At 61.5% G+C, this 14,245-nt stretch carries 17 protein-coding genes; 12 read left to right on the top strand and 5 right to left on the bottom strand.

Annotated elements, in window-relative coordinates; genetic code table 11:
* Nucleotides 1-7: 7 nt before the first annotated feature.
* Nucleotides 8-907 carry a TIGR01777 family oxidoreductase gene (locus BFW87_RS15390; protein WP_078740637.1) on the bottom strand — a complete coding sequence of 300 codons (900 nt, stop codon included), beginning with the start codon at nucleotides 905-907 and terminating at the stop codon, nucleotides 8-10.
* A 199-nt stretch (nucleotides 908-1,106) separates the two neighbouring features.
* Here BFW87_RS15390 and BFW87_RS15385 point away from each other — a divergent pair, with 199 nt between their 5' ends.
* The 12 genes from BFW87_RS15385 (at nucleotide 1,107) to BFW87_RS15330 (ending at nucleotide 11,102) form a co-directional block, all read left to right on the top strand.
* Complete coding sequence (locus BFW87_RS15385; RefSeq protein WP_078740636.1) at nucleotides 1,107-2,093, top strand: NAD(P)/FAD-dependent oxidoreductase; 987 nt, start codon at nucleotides 1,107-1,109, stop codon at nucleotides 2,091-2,093.
* The gene (locus BFW87_RS15380) at nucleotides 2,090-2,305 is read left to right on the top strand and encodes a TIGR02450 family Trp-rich protein (RefSeq protein ID WP_078740635.1); all 216 of its coding nucleotides are present in this window, start codon (nucleotides 2,090-2,092) and stop codon (nucleotides 2,303-2,305) included. Before BFW87_RS15385 ends, BFW87_RS15380 begins: the two co-directional genes overlap by 4 nt.
* 112 nt (nucleotides 2,306-2,417) lie before the next feature.
* Nucleotides 2,418-3,377, top strand: coding sequence for a YbgA family protein (locus BFW87_RS15375; RefSeq protein ID WP_078740634.1), 960 nt, complete (start codon nucleotides 2,418-2,420; stop codon nucleotides 3,375-3,377).
* Nucleotides 3,378-3,380: 3 nt separating this feature from the next.
* A complete protein-coding gene (locus BFW87_RS15370) occupies nucleotides 3,381-4,310 on the top strand; it encodes a MerR family transcriptional regulator (protein WP_078740633.1) in 930 nt (309 codons plus the stop codon).
* Nucleotides 4,311-5,756: a deoxyribodipyrimidine photo-lyase gene (phrB, locus tag BFW87_RS15365; RefSeq protein WP_078740632.1), complete on the top strand. Its 1,446-nt coding sequence runs from the start codon at nucleotides 4,311-4,313 to the stop codon at nucleotides 5,754-5,756. It begins immediately after the preceding gene.
* The gene (locus BFW87_RS15360) at nucleotides 5,749-6,171 is read left to right on the top strand and encodes a nuclear transport factor 2 family protein (protein WP_078740631.1); all 423 of its coding nucleotides are present in this window, start codon (nucleotides 5,749-5,751) and stop codon (nucleotides 6,169-6,171) included. The genes phrB and BFW87_RS15360 overlap by 8 nt, the downstream gene beginning before the upstream one ends.
* Entirely contained in the window at nucleotides 6,168-6,950 is a 783-nt protein-coding gene (locus BFW87_RS15355; RefSeq protein ID WP_078740630.1) for an SDR family NAD(P)-dependent oxidoreductase, read from the top strand. The genes BFW87_RS15360 and BFW87_RS15355 overlap by 4 nt, the downstream gene beginning before the upstream one ends.
* Nucleotides 6,947-8,194: an NAD(P)/FAD-dependent oxidoreductase gene (locus BFW87_RS15350; RefSeq protein ID WP_078740629.1), complete on the top strand. Its 1,248-nt coding sequence runs from the start codon at nucleotides 6,947-6,949 to the stop codon at nucleotides 8,192-8,194. Before BFW87_RS15355 ends, BFW87_RS15350 begins: the two co-directional genes overlap by 4 nt.
* Nucleotides 8,191-9,000 (top strand): DUF1365 domain-containing protein, encoded by an 810-nt coding sequence (locus BFW87_RS15345; RefSeq protein WP_078740628.1) that lies wholly within the window; start codon nucleotides 8,191-8,193, stop codon nucleotides 8,998-9,000. Before BFW87_RS15350 ends, BFW87_RS15345 begins: the two co-directional genes overlap by 4 nt.
* A complete protein-coding gene (locus tag BFW87_RS15340; protein WP_078740627.1) occupies nucleotides 8,987-10,258 on the top strand; it encodes an SAM-dependent methyltransferase in 1,272 nt (423 codons plus the stop codon). The genes BFW87_RS15345 and BFW87_RS15340 overlap by 14 nt, the downstream gene beginning before the upstream one ends.
* Complete coding sequence (locus tag BFW87_RS15335) at nucleotides 10,251-10,742, top strand: DUF2878 domain-containing protein (protein WP_078740626.1); 492 nt, start codon at nucleotides 10,251-10,253, stop codon at nucleotides 10,740-10,742. The genes BFW87_RS15340 and BFW87_RS15335 overlap by 8 nt, the downstream gene beginning before the upstream one ends.
* A gap of 54 nt (nucleotides 10,743-10,796) precedes the next feature.
* A complete protein-coding gene (locus tag BFW87_RS15330) occupies nucleotides 10,797-11,102 on the top strand; it encodes a YkgJ family cysteine cluster protein (RefSeq protein ID WP_078740625.1) in 306 nt (101 codons plus the stop codon).
* Nucleotides 11,103-11,236: 134 nt separating this feature from the next.
* Here the strand turns inward: BFW87_RS15330 and BFW87_RS15320 are convergent, their stop codons facing one another.
* The 4 genes from BFW87_RS15320 to prmC form a co-directional block, all read right to left on the bottom strand.
* Nucleotides 11,237-11,755, bottom strand: coding sequence for an acyloxyacyl hydrolase (locus BFW87_RS15320; protein WP_078740624.1), 519 nt, complete (start codon nucleotides 11,753-11,755; stop codon nucleotides 11,237-11,239).
* A 113-nt stretch (nucleotides 11,756-11,868) separates the two neighbouring features.
* Nucleotides 11,869-12,663: a glutamate racemase gene (murI, locus tag BFW87_RS15315; protein WP_078740623.1), complete on the bottom strand. Its 795-nt coding sequence runs from the start codon at nucleotides 12,661-12,663 to the stop codon at nucleotides 11,869-11,871.
* Nucleotides 12,656-13,411 (bottom strand): molybdopterin-synthase adenylyltransferase MoeB, encoded by a 756-nt coding sequence (locus BFW87_RS15310; protein ID WP_078740622.1) that lies wholly within the window; start codon nucleotides 13,409-13,411, stop codon nucleotides 12,656-12,658. The genes murI and BFW87_RS15310 overlap by 8 nt, the downstream gene beginning before the upstream one ends.
* The gene (prmC, locus tag BFW87_RS15305; RefSeq protein ID WP_078740621.1) at nucleotides 13,405-14,235 is read right to left on the bottom strand and encodes a peptide chain release factor N(5)-glutamine methyltransferase; all 831 of its coding nucleotides are present in this window, start codon (nucleotides 14,233-14,235) and stop codon (nucleotides 13,405-13,407) included. The genes BFW87_RS15310 and prmC overlap by 7 nt, the downstream gene beginning before the upstream one ends.
* Nucleotides 14,236-14,245 lie beyond the last annotated feature (10 nt).

Below are 14,245 nucleotides of genomic sequence, written 5' to 3'. Positions count from 1 at the left end.
CCTATTTCTAGAGGCGGCTGGACAAGTCTTCCAAAGCCGCGTGCAACTCAGTGAACTGAAAAGTGAAACCGGCGGCCAGCAGCCGTTCAGGCACCGCCTTTTGCCCGCCCAGTAACAACCCGGACAATTCGCCCAACCCGACCTTCAAGGCAAACGCCGGCAGTGGCATAAAGGAAGGACGGTGCAAGACCTTGCCCAGAGTCTTGGCGAACTCGCTGTTGCGCACCGGGTGTGGCGCGCACGCATTATAAGGACCGCTGGCGTCGGACTTGTGCAGAAGAAAATCAATCAGGGCGATTTGATCCTTGATATGCACCCACGGCATCCACTGCCGACCATTGCCGATAGGCCCGCCCAACCCCAGTTTGAACGGCAGCAGCATGCGCGACAAAAAGCCGCCCTTGGCCGCCAGCACCAGGCCCGTGCGCACCAGCACCACCCGCACACCCAACGCTTCGGCGCGCAGGGCGGTTTCTTCCCAGGCGATGCACAGTTGGCTGGGGAAATCGTCTTGCACCGGGCCGCTCGCTTCGGTCAATTCGCGCTCGCCGCCGTCGCCGTACCAGCCTACGGCGGAACCGGAAATCAATACCGATGGCTTTTGTTCCTGGCTTTCGATCCACGCCAGCAAGGTTTCGGTGAGGCTGATGCGGCTGCTCCACAACAACGCCTTGCGCTTTTTGGTCCAGGGACGATCGGCGATGGGCGCGCCGGCAAGGTTGACCACCGCATCCACATGGCCGATCACATCCTGCAACCGCCCGACGCCGAGCACGTCAGCACCGCACCAGTGAGCCACGGTGTCCGGCTCACGACTCCACACGGTCAAGCGATGGCCCTGGGCGAGCCAGTGCAGGCAAAGCTTGCGGCCAATCAGACCCGTACCGCCGGTCAGCAAAATGTGCATGGGATCCTCCTCATGTAACGTTCGCCGCCCGCCGTTAGTCTATTTTATAAGCAGGGATCATTTGTAATCGGGCGTGGCCTGTCGTTTAACCATAGGCCACGCCGTTAGAACAGGTACGCCAAAACTTATACCAAAAAACAATATTGTACAGCTATTGGTGTCGGCGTAGTCTGTACCCAACGGTAAAACGAGGCCCCTCATGACTGTTCCCATCGCGATCATCGGCACCGGCATCGCCGGTCTCTCCGCCGCCCGAGCGTTACGAGACGCGGGGCGCGTTGTACAACTCTTCGATAAAAGCCGCGGCAGCGGTGGCCGTATGTCGAGCAAGCGCAGCGATGCAGGCGCACTGGACATGGGCGCGCAATACTTCACCGCCCGCGACCGGCGCTTCGTCAACGAGGTGCAACGCTGGCAAAGCAACGGCTGGGCCGAGCAGTGGAAGCCGCAGCTGTACAACTTCAAGTCCGGCCAACTCACCCCCTCCCCCGATGAACAGATCCGCTGGGTCGGCACGCCGCGCATGAGCGCGATCACCCGCGCCTTGCTCGACGATTTACCGGTGGAATTCGGTTGCCGCATCACCGAAGTGTTTCAGGGCAAACAACACTGGAACCTGCTGGATGCCGACGGCGGCAACCACGGCCCGTTCAGCCATGTGGTCATCGCCACGCCGGCACCGCAAGCCACCGCCCTGCTGGCCGCCGCGCCCAAATTGGCGAGTGCCGCAGCCGGGGTAAAAATGGACCCGACCTGGGCCATCGCTCTGGCCTTTGACAAGCCACTGGATACGCCAATGGAAGGCTGTTTCGTGCAAGACAGCCCGCTCGACTGGCTGGCGCGCAACCGCTCTAAACCAGGGCGCGACAACACCCTCGACACTTGGGTGCTGCACGCCACCAGCACCTGGAGCAAGGCCCACCTGGACCTCTCCAAAGAGGCCGTAATTGAACACTTGCACGGCGCCTTCGCCGAACTGCTGCACAGCGCCATGCCCGCGCCCTCCTTCAGCCTGGCCCATCGCTGGTTGTACGCGCGACCGTCCAGCAGCCATGAGTTCGGCGTACTGGCTGATGCGGACCTGGGCTTGTATGTATGTGGCGACTGGTGCCTGTCGGGCCGGGTCGAAGGTGCATGGCTCAGTGGGCAGGAAGCCGCGCGACGCTTGATCGAACACCTGCAATGAACCGCATCAACCCCGCCAAATTGCTGCTGTCGAAGTGGACAGCAGCGCGCCCCCGAAACAAGGAAAAACATTTCCTGGTCACCGAGTTGTTTCGTGACGAGGAAGGCACCGTGCTCGAAATCGAACTGCAAGCGGTCATGACCCGTCGCGGCGAACGCCTGGCATGGCAAGCCCTGCAAAACGCTGAAGACTGGCGAATCGGCTGGAAATAGCGGCACCGAAAATACTTGTACAAAATATTTGACTTGTACAGCATCAAACCTATGATGAGGTTTAGTTGTACAAGTTTTAAGGCTTGTACAGGAATCTTGCAGAGGTTCGGCCATGTCCAGCACCGTGAAACCGAAGATCGCCATCAGCGCCTGCCTATTGGGCGAGAACGTGCGCTTCAACGGCGGGCACAAACAATCCCTGCTGTGCAGCCAGACCCTCGCCGATTATTTCGACTTCGTGCCGCTGTGCCCTGAGGTTGCCATTGGCCTGGGCATCCCGCGTGAGCCGATCCGCCTGGTGGGCGACCCCGCTCACCCGCAGGCAATTGGCACCGTGAACCGCGAACTCAACGTCACCCAGCCGCTGGACGACTACGGCCAGCAAATGGCGGCGGAACACACCGACTTGTGCGGTTACATCTTTATGCAAAAGTCGCCGTCGTGCGGTTTGGAACGGGTCAAGGTCTACCGCGAAAACGGCACGCCGGTCGACGGCGGAGGTCGAGGCATTTACGCCCAGGCCTTTTGCGCGCGCCACCCCAACCTGCCGGTGGAAGAGGACGGTCGCCTGAACGACCCGGTGTTGCGGGAAAATTTCCTGACCCGGGTTTTCGTCTACGCCAGTTGGCAAACATTGCTGGCCGAAGGCCTGACCCGCCACCGCCTGCTGGCCTTTCATTCGCGCTACAAATACCTGTTGATGGCCCACAGTCCAGTGCACTACAAAAGCCTTGGCCATCTGCTGGGAAGCATGGGCAAGGGCATCAACCTGGATGAACTGGCCGCCGGCTACTTCAGCGACCTGATGACCGGCCTGAAAAAATGCGCCACCCGTGGCACTCACACCAACGTGTTGCAACACATCAGCGGCTATCTCAAGCAAGCCATCAGCACCGACGACAAGCAGGAAATGCAAACCGTGATCGGCCAATACCGCCACGGCATCGTGCCACTGGTGGTGCCGCTGACCTTGCTCAAGCATCACTTTCGCCAACATCCGGACCGCTACATCGCGCAACAGGCCTACCTGCAGCCGCACCCGGAAAACCTCAGCCTGCGTAATGCGATCTAACCTATGAAGCCTGCCCTGCAAGACGAACCCGGCGAAGACATCGCCCAAGCCCTTGAAGATGGCTGGTTGCCGATTCGCGAAGTCGCGCGCCAGACCGGCGTCAACGCCGTGACCTTGCGCGCATGGGAGCGCCGTTACGGCCTGATCGTGCCCCAGCGCACGCCCAAGGGCCATCGGCTGTTCAGCGCCGAACATGTGCAACGCATCCACACCATCCTTACCTGGCTCAACCGTGGCGTACCGGTCAGCCAAGTCAAAAACCTGATTGATTCTGCCCAGACCAGCCCCGACAGCGTGGAAAACGAATGGCACGCGCTGCGCCAGAACCTGATCAATGCGATCAGCGAGCTGGCCGAGCGCCGAGTCGATGATGCGGTTAACCAGGCCATGGCGCTGTACCCGCCGCGCACGTTGTGCGAGCAACTGCTGTTGCCGCTGCTTCAGGAGCTGGAGCAACGCTGGCAGGGCCAGTTCGGCGCACAGATGGAGCGGGTGTTTTTCCTCTCATGGCTGCGCAGCAAATTCGGCGCGCGCATTTACCACAACAACCGGCAACTGCACGGCGCGCCGCTGCTATTAGTCAACCATTCCGATTTGCCGCTGGAACCGCACCTGTGGCTCAGCGCCTGGCTGGCCAGCAGTGCCGATTGCCCGGTGGAAGTGTTCGACTGGCCGCTGCCGACCGGCGAACTCGCCCTGGCGGTTGAACACCTGCAACCGCGCGCCGTGCTGCTGTATTCGAGCAAGTCCCTCCATTTGTCGGCAATCCCCAAACTTCTGGGTGGCATCCGTTGCCCAATTCTGATTGCCGGACCAACGGTATGCATCCACCAGGCCGAGTTAGCCGTATTAACCCGTGACACCCCTGAATTGTTCGTGGCCGAAGACCCCTTGTCGGCCCACCAGATACTGATCCAGCGTGGAATCGTTTAAATGCACTTGATCTGGCTGCGCACCGACCTGCGCCTGCACGACAACACCGCCCTGACCGCCGCGAGCCAGCGGGGCCCGGTCGCCGCTGTTTTCCTGATAACGCCCGAGCAATGGCTGGCCCACGATGACGCGCCGTGCAAAGTCGACTTCTGGCTGCGCAACCTGGAAAGCCTGCGCCACACGCTTGGCGAACTGAATATTCCCCTGCTGATCCGCACGGCCCCGACCTGGGACGACGTGCCGGATGAACTGGGCAAACTGTGCCGGGAACTGGCGGTGGAATCGGTACACGTCAACGAGGAATACGGCATCCACGAGAGCCGTCGCGACGCGGCCGTGGCCAAAGCCCTTGAAGCTGACGGCGTCACTTTCCACAGCTACCTTGACCAACTGTTCTTCCAACCCGGCAGCGTGCTGACCAAGACCGGCACCTACTTTCAGGTCTTCAGCCAGTTCCGCAAAGTCTGCTACACCCGCTTGCACAGCGCCTTGCCGCGCACAGTGGCGGCTCCCAAAGCCCAGGCGCCGATTGAGCTGAAAAGCGACCCGATCCCGAATACCGTCGAAGGCTTCGAGCCACCGAGCGAAACCCTGCGCGCGCTCTGGCCGGCCGGTGAAGACGAAGCCCGTCGCCGCCTCGACGCCTTCGCCGACCAGCAGATCAGCTACTACAAGGACGAACGCGACTTCCCGGCCAAGCCCGGCACCAGCCAGCTGTCGGCCTACCTCGCTGCCGGGGTGGTGTCGCCACGCCAATGCCTGCACGCCGCGCTGCAAACCAACGGCGGCGAATTCGAAAGTGGCGACATGGGCGCCATCACCTGGATCAACGAACTGCTGTGGCGCGAGTTCTACAAACACATTCTGGTGGGCTACCCACGGGTGTCCCGCCACCGCGCGTTCCGCCCCGAGACAGAAGCCGTGGCCTGGCGCAATGCGCCAAAGGATCTGGCCGCCTGGCAGGAAGCGCGCACCGGTTTGCCGATCATTGATGCGGCCATGCGCCAACTTCTCGAAACTGGCTGGATGCATAACCGCCTGCGCATGGTGGTGGCGATGTTCCTGACCAAAAACCTGCTGATCGACTGGCGCGAAGGCGAGCGCTTTTTCATGCGCCACTTGATCGACGGCGACCTGGCCGCCAACAACGGCGGCTGGCAGTGGAGCTCGTCCACCGGCACGGACTCGGCGCCGTATTTCAGGATTTTCAGCCCACTGAGCCAGTCGGAGAAATTCGATGGCGAAGGCGTTTTTATCAAGCACTGGCTGCCGGAACTGGCGGCGCTGAATAAAAAGGAAGTGCACAACCCCGAGGCGGTCGGCGGACTGTTTGGCGTGGCGGACTACCCCCGCGCAATCGTCGATTTGAAGAAGTCCCGCGAACGTGCGCTGGCAGCCTTCCGCAGCCTGCCTTCCCGTGAAGCGGTCGGGGGTGTGCATGAGTGACTTCCTGCGCCGGTTTGCCCAGGCCTTCTCCACGCTGGACAAGCACAACCTGCACCTGCTCGACAGTTTGTACAGCAAGGACATTGCCTTCGCCGACCCGCTGCACGAAGTCCACGGCCTGCCCGCAATGCACCACTACTTTACCGAGCTGTACAGCAACGTCAGCCAGTTGCGCTTCGACTTTCACGGCTTCGACCAAGTGGCCGAAGGTGAAGGCTACCTGCGCTGGAAAATGAGCTTTTGCCACCCGCGTCTGGCCAATGGAAACGTGATCCGGGTGGAAGGCTGCTCGCACCTGATGTGGCGCGACAAGGTCTACCGCCATCGCGACTATTTCGATGCCGGTGCCTTGCTCTATGAACACCTGCCGGTCCTCGGCCGAGTCATCAGTTGGTTGAAAAGGAGAATGGGATGAGCAGTACACCTCCCCGCCGTTATTGGCTGACCGGCGCCAGCAGTGGCATCGGCGCGTCTCTGGCCGTGGAATTGCTCAACAGCGGCGCCCATGTGGCGCTGAGCTCACGCACCAAGGGCCCGCTGGAAGCCCTCGCCCACAGGTACCCCGGGCAAGTGCTGGTGGTGGCGGGCGACTTGACCAATAGCCAGACCGTGCGCGAAATCGGCGAGCATATCGGCGTGGTCTGGGGCTCGGTGGACACGGTGATTCTGAACGCCGGCACCTGTGAATACGTCGACGCCAAGCAATTCGATGCCTCGATCGTCGAGCACGTGGTGCGCACCAACCTGCTCGCCAGCAGTTACTGCATTGAAGCTGCGCTGCCGTTGTTGCGTGCCGGGCACACGCCGCACCTGGTGGGCGTGGCCAGTGCCGTCACCTACTTGCCGATGCCGCGCGCCGAAGCTTATGGCGCGTCCAAGGCCGGGCTGCGTTACCTGTTTGAATCCCTGCGCATCAGCCTGTCGCCGGAGAATATTGACGTCACGGTGATCAGCCCGGGGTTTGTCGACACACCACTGACTGAACGCAATGACTTCCCGATGCCCCTGAGCTGGTCTGCCGACAAAGCGGCACGGCATATCTTCGCCAAGCTGGAAAAACGCCCACTGGAAATTGCCTTCCCGGCCCTGTTCATCGCCACCCTGTGGCCGCTGTCGAAGCTGCCTAACCGTGCGCAATTGATCATCGGCAAACGCATGCTACGCAGCCCGCCGCCGCACAAGGACAACCTGTGAAGATCGCCATTATCGGCAGCGGCATCGCCGGGCTGACCAGCGCCTATCTGCTCAGCCGCCAGCATGAGATCACGCTGTTCGAAGCGGGTGACCGCATCGGCGGGCACACCCATACGGTCAACGTGACCGTCGACAGCAAAAGCTATGCGGTGGATACCGGCTTTATCGTGTTCAACGATTGGACCTACCCCAATTTCATTCGCCTGCTGGGGCAGATTGGCGTGGCCTTCAAACCCACCGAAATGAGCTTTTCGGTGTGCGACCAGAACGCAGGGTTCGAATACAACGGCAATAACCTCAACAGCCTGTTCGCCCAGCGTCGCAATATTCTGTCGCCGGGGTTCTGGGGCATGTTGCGCGACATTTTGCGCTTCAACCGCCAGGCGCCGCTGGACTTGCAGGAACAACGCATCAGCGCCGAGATGACCCTGGGCGATTACCTCGAAGCCGGCGGCTACGGCGAGCGGTTTATCCGGCATTACATCGTGCCGATGGGCGCGGCGATCTGGTCGATGTCGCTTAAGGACATGCTCGGTTTTCCGCTGCAATTCTTCGTGCGTTTCTTCAAAAACCACGGTTTGTTGTCGGTGAACAACCGGCCGCAATGGTGCGTGATCGAGGGCGGGTCGAGTAGCTACATCGAACCGCTGACCCGCAGCTTTCACAAACAGGTTCGCCTCAATTGCCCGGTGCATCTGGTCGAGCGCGACGCCGAGGGCGTGGTGATTCACAGCGCCGCCGGCACCGAAGCCTTCGACAAAGTGGTGTTCGCCTGCCACAGCGACCAGGCGCTGGCCTTGCTCGGCGACCCGAGTGCGGCTGAACAGCAGATCCTCGGCGCCCTGCCCTACGCCGACAACGACGTGGTGCTGCACACCGACACCCGCCTGCTGCCCGACCGCAAACTGGCCTGGGCCAGCTGGAATTACCGGCTGATCGGCAAGGCGCAAACCCAGGCTGCCGTCACCTACGACATGAACATCCTGCAAGGCATCGACAGCGCCACCACCTTTTGCGTCAGCCTCAACCAGACGCCAATGATCAACCCGCTGAAAATTCTCGCGCGCTACACCTACGCCCATCCGCAATACAGCCTCGCGGCGGTGGCGGCGCAGAACCGCTGGGAAGAATTGCACGGCACGCGCCATACCTTTTATTGCGGTGCTTACTGGGCCAATGGTTTTCACGAAGACGGTGTAGTCAGCGCCCTGCGTGTGGCCCAGGCTTTTGGGGAAACCCTGTGAACAGCGCCCTGTACAGCGGCTGGATTGCCCATCGCCGGTTCTCGCCCAAGGCCCACGCCTTTCGCTACCGCATCGGCCTGCTGTACCTGGATTTGAGCGAACAGGACGAAGTGCTCGGCCTGTCGCCATTGGCCGGCGCAAGTCGCCTGGCACCCTTTGGTTTTCGCCAGCAGGATTACCTGCGTGAATTGACGCGCCACGGCATGAGCTTGACCGATGCCGTGCGCCAGGAAGTCGGCAAGGCGCTGGGGCGTACGCCCCAGGGCGTTATCTGCCTACTGACCCAGGCCCGCAGTTGGGGCCTGGCTTTTAATCCGGTGAGTTTCTTCTACTGCTTCGAGGCCGACGGCAGTCTGGCGGCGATCCTGTGTGAAGTGACGAACACCCCGTGGCGTGAGCGTTATCACTACGTGCTGCCGGCCCAGGCCCTTGGCGCGGATGAGCATCAGCATTTCGCCGTAGCCAAGGCTTTTCATGTGTCGCCGTTTTTGCCGCGCGACCTCGAATACCGCATGAGCTTCAGCCCACCCGCCGCCAAACTCGGCGTGCACATGGCCGATTGGCAAGGTGCGCACAAAGTCTTCGACGCCACCTTGAGCCTGCAAAGGGAAGCGCTGAACCGCGCCACCCTGCATCGCTACCTGTGGCGTTTTCCGTGGATGACCGCCAAGACGTGCCTCGCGATTTACTGGCAGGCCATGCGCCTGCTGCTCAAACGCACACCGATTTTTTCCCACAGGGCCGCCGATGGCGCCTCTCGCACCGCAGTCGGGTATACCAAGGATCGCCGCCATGAAAACCCCTAGCTTATCGGTCAAGGCCAACCGCCTGAACGTCAACGGCCTGACCACCACGCTGCTGCGCAAGGCCGTGCTGCGTCAACTCAGCCAGTTGCGTCACGGTCAACTCGTGGTGATTGAGGACGGCGAGCGCCAGGTCTTCGGTGCCCGCGAAGCGCACCTGCTGGGGGAAATCCAGATCCTGGATTCGGCGGTGTGGGGCCTGGTGGCGGCCAATGGTTCGATCGGCGCGGGCGAAGCGTTTATCCACGGTTACTGGAGCAGCCCGGACCTGACCGCCGTGGTGCGCGTGATGGTCAGCAACCTGGACGTGCTCGATGCGATGGAAGGCGGCCTCGCGCGCCTGGCACGCCCGTTCACCCAGGGCCTGCACTGGCTTAATCGCAACACGCGCAAAGGCTCGCAGAAAAACATCGCTGCTCACTATGACCTGGGCAACGACCTGTTCGAGGAGTTTCTCGACCCGACCATGATGTATTCGGCGGCGCAATTTCTGACGCCCGACGACAGCCTGGAACAGGCGCAATTGAACAAGCTGGAACGCATCTGCCAAAAGCTCGCGCTCAAGCCCACTGACCATCTGCTGGAAATCGGCACCGGTTGGGGCAGCATGGCGTTGTACGCGGCGCAGCAGTACGGCTGCAAGGTCACCACCACGACGCTGTCCAAAGAGCAGTTCGCCTACACCGAAAAACGCATCGAGGCGCTGGGGCTGCAAGGCCAGGTCACTCTGTTGTTGCAGGATTATCGTGACCTCACCGGCGAGTACGACAAGCTGGTGTCCATCGAAATGATTGAAGCGGTGGGCCATCGTTTCCTGCCAACCTACTTCAAACAGTGCGCGCAGTTGCTCAAGCGCGACGGCCTGATGCTGCTGCAAGCCATCACCATTCGTGAGCAACGCTTCGAACAAGCCAAAAACAGCGTCGACTTTATCCAGCGTTACATTTTCCCCGGTGGCGCCCTGCCGTGTGTGCAAAACATGCTGCAGATTGTCAGCCGCGACACCGACATGAACCTGCTGCACATGGAAGACTTCGGCCTGCACTATGCGAAAACCCTGCGCCTGTGGCACGAGAACTTTCGCCGCGCCCATAGTCGTCTCGCCGAGCTGGGCTACGATGAGTACTTCCTGCGCTTGTGGGAATTCTACTTGTGCTACTGCGAAGGGGGATTCATGGAACGGACGATCGGCACCGCGCAGTTGCTGCTGGCCAAGCCGGCGGCGATGAACCCGCCGTTGCTCGGGCGCTTCAGTGCTTAAACCGTTGGCGAACGCCGTGCTGTTCCAGTGCGGCTGGTTTGCCTGCGTGCTCGGCGGTGACAGCCGCTGGCTGCTGGTGGGGTTGGCGGTGCTGGCTATCCACCTGCTGTGGATAAGTGCGTGGTCGGCCGAGGGGCAAGTGATCCTCGCCGTGACCCTGCTGGGCACGGTGGTCGACACCTCGTTGCGTACCTTTGGCGTGTTTCATTTCAGCTTTCCAGGGCCCCTGATTCCTTTTTGGCTGGTGTTGCTGTGGGCGTTGCTCGCGACCACATTGCGCCACTGCCTGGCCTGGAGCGCACAGCCCTGGTGGCGTGCCAGCCTGTTGGGCGCAGTGGGCGGGCCGCTGTCTTACTACGCGGGCAGCCAACTGGCCGGGGTGAGTTTCGGCTACGGCACGGCGCCCACCCTGATCGGGCTGGCGCTGCTGTGGGCCCTGCTGTTTCCGCTGCTGCACTGGATCGCCCGGCAACTGGGGCACTGACGTCCGTCAGAGCATTCATACGCGCACAACGCGCTTGCCTTACACTGCGCGCCTATGACAAACATCCCTCTCACCGAGATTCCCGAACCCGCCGTGACCTGCTCGACGTGCGCGGCCTGTTGCTGCCAGCTGGAAGTGATGCTGATCACCGACACTGGCGTGCCGGAGCGCTATATCGATACCGACGATTGGGGCGGCGAAGTGATGCTGCGCCTGGATGACGGCTGGTGTGCGGCGCTGGATCGGGACACGATGATGTGCACGATTTATGAGCGACGGCCGCTGATTTGCCGGGAGTTCGAGATGGGTGCGCCGGAATGTCTGACCGAGCGTGAAGGCATTGCGACGGCCTATCGCTGATTCCAAATGTGGCGATAATCCCTGTGGGAGCTGGCTTGCCTGCGATAGCATCACCTCGGTGTAACTGATAGACCGAGGTGCCTGCATCGCAGGCAAGCCAGCTCCCACATTGGATTTTGCATGGGGCTCTGGATTTACAGCGGCAAGGTGTAGTGCAACGAGTAACTTTCTACCCCGTCGTTGTTACTGCTGATCCCCGCGTTGGAATAATGCGTCGCGCGAATCCCCACTTCATGCCCACCGGCAAAGCGCAGGCCAAAGCCCAAGCGGTCTTCGAACTGGAAGGCCTGGCCGATGTTGTTGTCTTCAAGGCGTGTACGCGAAAACACCGCCACACCGATACCGGCCTCGATGTAGGGCTTCACCGACTGCCCGGCAAACTCATACACAAACACCGGCGAGAACGACAGGCTGCTGGCGCCCGCGCGCTTGTCACCGTCCCAGTAGGTGTAGGCGCCGCTCCAGTAACCGGTCAACCGGCCCGTATCGCTCTGCCACCAGCTTTTGTCCCAGTCCGATGTCAGCCCCAGACGATAAGTCAGGGTCGAATCGCTGGTGCTCCCCACACCCAATTCCAGGCCAGCGGCCTGGGCCGAAACCGAGTGTCCCACCACTACGGCCGCAATCGCAGCCAAACAGAACAAGCGCTTCATAAGAAACATCCTTTCCAAACGAAGTTATAGGGTTTTGTGCAGGCTATCTCGCTATAGGAAGCTGGCGTGAAGACAGAAGTTCCAGCTTATAACGCCGGTATTTCACGAATTTTTCACGCGTCGAAGCTTCGCACAACGCCGGGGTATTTCCATAGTGTCGGTAGGATATTTCTGAGGTGATCAGCATCACCGCTGGTCCAGAGCTGTGCCGGCTCAGGATTGCCGGAGGCCAACAGGTCACGCTCGCCCAGCAAACGCTTGAGTTGACGCGCCACGGCGGCGCCGGTGTCGATCAGGATGATGCTGGGGGGAAGCATCTGCGCCAGGAGTGGCTTGAGGAAGGGGTAATGGGTGCAGCCGAGAATAATGGTGTCACACCCTGCGCTGAGCAGCGGCTCGACGTAACCCTGCAACATCGTGCGTAACGCAGGGCTATGCAGGTCGCCGGTTTCGATCAACTCGACCAGGCCGGGGCACGGCTGGGTGATAACCCGTACATCGAGGGCGAAGCGGTCCAGCAAGGCGGCGAACTTGGCGCTTTGCAGAGTCCCGGTAGTCGCAAGCACACCGACCACACCGCTGCGAGTTGCAGCGGCGGCAGGTTTGACAGCGGGCTCCATGCCCACCAAAGGCCAGTCGGGATAGTCCTTGCGCAGGTCCGCAACAGCGGCGACCGTCGCGGTGTTACAGGCGATGACAAAGGCCTTGGCACCCCGCTCGCGGAAAAACTCGGCGACTAAACGCGAGCGTTGCAGAATAAACGCCGGAGTTTTCTCGCCATAGGGGATATGCCCGCCATCGGCGACGTACAGCAGGGACTCATGGGGCAATAGCTGCTGGATTTCATCCAGCACCGACAAGCCGCCGACACCGGAGTCGAACACACCAATGGGCGCGTCCTTAACCATGTTGCGTCCCGCATACGGCGCAGCCGGGGTCGCGTTTGACGCGCAACTCGCGAAAACGCGTGGTCAGCGCATCGATCAGCAACAGGCGGCCCACCAACGGCTCGCCAAAACCGGCGAGCAGTTTCAAGGCTTCCAGCGCTTGCAGGCTGCCGACCAGCCCCACCAGCGGGCCGACCACGCCGGCTTCACTGCAAGTCAGTTCGGTGTCGCTGCCGTGCCCGTATAAACAGTAGTAACACGGGCTGTCGGCGCGACGCGGGTCGAACACCGACAACTGGCCTTCAAGACGAATCGCCGCGCCGCTGATCAATGGTTTGGCGGCGGCCACACACGCGGCGTTGACGGCCTCGCGGGTGGAGAAATTGTCGCTGCAATCGAGCACCACATCCACTGCCGACACGGCTGCCGCGAGTGAGTCGGCATCCAGTGCACTGCGATGGGCAACCAAGGTGATTTCAGGGTTGATCGCGGTCAGACGGCGCAACGCCGAATCAACCTTGGTCTGCCCGACGCTGTCGGTGTCATGAATGATCTGGCGTTGCAGGTTCGTCAGGTCGACCGTGTCGAAGTCGGCGACGTGCAACTCGCCCACACCTGCTGCGGCCAAATAAAGTGCGACTGGCGCGCCCAGGCCACCAAGGCCGATGATCAGTGCGCGGCTGTTTTTCAGGCGCAACTGGCCGTCGATGTCGACATGCTGCAACAGAATCTGCCGGCTATAGCGCAACAGCTCCTGATCGGTTAGCACGGGCGGCGTCCCAGGGTGATGCGTTCGTGGCCGCCGAGGTCGAGGCGGCTTTGAACGTCTTCAAAGCCCTCGCTCGTCAACAAATTACGCACCGCCGCCGCCTGGTCGTAACCATGCTCGAGCAACAACCAGCCCCCGGCATTCAGGTGAGCCGGGCTCTGCGCGATGATCACGCGCAAATCATCCAGACCATCATGGCCCGCCACCAACGCACTGGCCGGTTCGAAGCGCACATCACCGGCCACCAGGTGCGGGTCGTTGTCGGCGATGTAGGGCGGGTTGCTGATGATCAGGTCAAAGGCGTGACCTTGCAGGGCACTGAACCAATGGCTGTTCAGCACCGTGGCGTTTTTAAGGTGCAGGCGCTGGCGGTTGCGTTCGGCCAGGGCCACGGCTTCCAGCACGCGGTCCACGGCCGTCACCTGCCAGGCCGGGCGTTCGCTGGCCAGGGCCAGAGCGATGGCGCCGCTGCCCGTACCGAGGTCGAGCACCTTGGCGGGCGTGGCCGGCAGCAATTCCAGCGCAGCTTCCACCAGCAGCTCGGTTTCGGGACGCGGGATCAGGGTGTGCGGCGCGACCTCCAGGTCGAGTTTCCAAAAGCCTTGCTGGCCGAGGATATAGGCCACCGGCTCACCGCTGCGGCGGCGCTGCAAGTAGTTGGCAAACGTCAGCGCGTGTTCGCTGCTGACGATTTTTTCCGGCCAGGTGTGCAAGTAGCTGCGCGGTTTGCCCAAGGCAGCGGCGAGCAGTAACTCCACGTCCAGACGCGCAGTAGGCGAGTCCGGCAGGTCGGCGGCGCGCAACAGGCTGGCGATAATGGTCATTTATTCACCT

The organism is Pseudomonas fluorescens, assembly GCF_002022275.1.
Classification (GTDB): Bacteria; Pseudomonadota; Gammaproteobacteria; order Pseudomonadales; family Pseudomonadaceae; genus Aquipseudomonas; species Aquipseudomonas fluorescens_AJ.
The sequence above is the reverse complement of the archived record's forward strand: the minus strand, read 5'-3'. Positions and strand labels throughout refer to the sequence as shown.

Bases quoted from the DNA above. Each gene is read 5' to 3' on its own strand.
- prmC (WP_078740621.1), bottom strand. From the start codon at position 14,235: ATGACCATTATCGCCAGCCTGTTGCGCGCCGCCGACCTGCCGGACTCG.
- phrB (WP_078740632.1), top strand. From the start codon at position 4,311: ATGCACTTGATCTGGCTGCGCACCGACCTGCGCCTGCACGACAACACC.
- BFW87_RS15385 (WP_078740636.1), top strand. From the start codon at position 1,107: ATGACTGTTCCCATCGCGATCATCGGCACCGGCATCGCCGGTCTCTCC.
- BFW87_RS15355 (WP_078740630.1), top strand. From the start codon at position 6,168: ATGAGCAGTACACCTCCCCGCCGTTATTGGCTGACCGGCGCCAGCAGT.
- BFW87_RS15330 (WP_078740625.1), top strand. From the start codon at position 10,797: ATGACAAACATCCCTCTCACCGAGATTCCCGAACCCGCCGTGACCTGC.
- BFW87_RS15370 (WP_078740633.1), top strand. From the start codon at position 3,381: ATGAAGCCTGCCCTGCAAGACGAACCCGGCGAAGACATCGCCCAAGCC.
- BFW87_RS15320 (WP_078740624.1), bottom strand. From the start codon at position 11,755: ATGAAGCGCTTGTTCTGTTTGGCTGCGATTGCGGCCGTAGTGGTGGGA.
- BFW87_RS15380 (WP_078740635.1), top strand. From the start codon at position 2,090: ATGAACCGCATCAACCCCGCCAAATTGCTGCTGTCGAAGTGGACAGCA.
- BFW87_RS15340 (WP_078740627.1), top strand. From the start codon at position 8,987: ATGAAAACCCCTAGCTTATCGGTCAAGGCCAACCGCCTGAACGTCAAC.
- BFW87_RS15375 (WP_078740634.1), top strand. From the start codon at position 2,418: ATGTCCAGCACCGTGAAACCGAAGATCGCCATCAGCGCCTGCCTATTG.
- BFW87_RS15390 (WP_078740637.1), bottom strand. From the start codon at position 907: ATGCACATTTTGCTGACCGGCGGTACGGGTCTGATTGGCCGCAAGCTT.
- murI (WP_078740623.1), bottom strand. From the start codon at position 12,663: ATGGTTAAGGACGCGCCCATTGGTGTGTTCGACTCCGGTGTCGGCGGC.
- BFW87_RS15360 (WP_078740631.1), top strand. From the start codon at position 5,749: ATGAGTGACTTCCTGCGCCGGTTTGCCCAGGCCTTCTCCACGCTGGAC.